The organism is SAR324 cluster bacterium, assembly GCA_029245725.1.
GTDB lineage: Bacteria > SAR324 > SAR324 > SAR324 > NAC60-12 > JCVI-SCAAA005.
The window spans coordinates 1-1765 of record JAQWOT010000115.1; the positions used below are offsets into that span (position 1 = coordinate 1).

The window sequence follows — 1765 nt, forward strand, 5'->3', positions numbered from 1 at the left end:
CGACAAGCAGTACCACCTTCGGCAAGCCTTTGTGGCTAATTGTGCCAATAAACAATCTGACAAATTCCCGGTTCAGCGCATTTCGTCTCTAACATACCCCCTTGTTATGAGACAACATGCAAATTTCCTCTCGCCAGAAAAAACGGTAATACCTACTACACACTCCGAATCCATGTACATGGTTACCCTCCACTTACCAAGACCTTTCCTACACAACGTGAAGCAATCAATTGGGGCAAAACTACCAAAGGTGATCCGAACACAGGAAGACTTGGTTCGCCTCTTTCCCATGCACATACACTGAGAGAGGCAATTGAGCGATTCCTCGAAGAACAGTCACTTGGATACGGCTCCTGGCTCCAGGAAAAGTGGAATAAAGCATCTCTGGGTTGGTGGTTTTGTCAGTTTGGTGGCTTAAAGCTGCCCGAACTGAAGCCGATGACAATCGTCCAGGCTCATGATCTTTTGAGAAGATCAGTAACAGCAAATGGAAAGTCCCATCCTCAGAAGAAGCTGCGCTCTCACTCCACCTGCAACCGTTATGTCTCCTCACTGTCTGCAGTTCTAAATTGTGCCCTAGAACTTTGGGGTTGGATCGACGAAAATCCTTGGAGAGATTTGCGTAGACTTCCTGAAAACAATCACCGCACTCGTTATCTGACCGAGAAAGAGCAGCAGCGATTACTGAGAGTCTGCAAATTTGACTCGAATCTCCATGATGTTGTGTTGCTTGCACTGCTGACTGGCACAGGGCGTGGAGAAAGACGCAGTTTGAGATGGAGGTACGTAAATTTAAAAAAAAGAACTGTGACGTTCGTTTAAACCAAGAACAACGAAATTCGGCAAGTACCTCTTATTGATCCTGCTGTTGCAATGCTGCAGTGTTGATTTCCCCAGAGAGTCAGGGGTATGCACGATTGGGTATTCCCAGCAGACAAAAGGCTAAAGCCTTTCAGATCCTGCAACTGAGGTTTACGTTCAACAACATAAAAGTGTTCCGCAATTTCTGCAAAGAATTCTGGTTGGAAGCCTGAATCAATATCCTTGAGTGCTACTTCCCAGCCGAGCTTGTAGATGTGATGTGAGGGTTCGCTGACTTCAGAGCTTAGTCTGGAAGCGATGTTTGAATGAGTGAATTGATTTAAATCAATCATAGCGCAATCTCCTGGTTGGAGGTTAGCGAATCATCATTTGAATTGTTAGATTGGTAACTCGTTAGGGACGATGCACAAACAATTATGTACAAAGTTCCCCTATTGAGCTTGGAGGGTGGTCTCGTAAGCAGCTCAGGTACAAGGCTTAGCTCATCAAACCTAGCCGCACCCCAATTGAAACCAATAGATTGAAGATAGTCCAAGAGTTTCTGAAAATAAATACCTGACTCACCAGCATCTTGACTTCATTCCTTCGCGTATTCTTTCATTCATGGCGCTGGATACCGATTCAAGTTAAACGTCTGAGTCAATTCTCCAGCGGCCTCCAACCTTGTAGCTTGGCAAATAGCCGCTCTGACACCTGCAGCAAACCGTTGTCTCGCTGACATCTAGCTCGAAAGCCAGCTTTTTAGGAATTCGATAATTCATTGGCTATTTATGATTAACGATTGTAATCAACCTCTAGTATATATTCTTGACAATTTCTACCTATAAATTGATAAGATTGACTTTCCCAGAGAAATAGTGTTCTAGGAACAGCAATTTAGCCGTTTTACCAAAATAGAGAGGTGAAAATGCATAAGGTTTTGCTAACGCATCAGATTGTACCT

The 1765-nt window shown here is 44.1% G+C and carries 3 protein-coding genes; 2 read left to right on the top strand and 1 reads right to left on the bottom strand.

The window, feature by feature from the left end; genetic code table 11:
* Positions 1-304, top strand: a 304-nt coding sequence (locus tag P8O70_05070; GenBank protein ID MDG2196249.1) for a hypothetical protein, incomplete at its 5' end; no start/stop codon positions are given.
* A 134-nt stretch (positions 305-438) separates the two neighbouring features.
* Positions 439-822, top strand: a complete 384-nt coding sequence (locus P8O70_05075; protein MDG2196250.1) for a hypothetical protein — start codon at positions 439-441, stop codon at positions 820-822.
* On the opposite strand, the gene P8O70_05080 is transcribed toward P8O70_05075, so the two are convergent.
* Positions 819-1154, bottom strand: coding sequence for a hypothetical protein (locus P8O70_05080; GenBank protein MDG2196251.1), 336 nt, complete (start codon positions 1152-1154; stop codon positions 819-821). The two genes, P8O70_05075 and P8O70_05080, sit on opposite strands and share 4 nt — an antisense overlap.
* Positions 1155-1765: the final 611 nt, after the last annotated feature.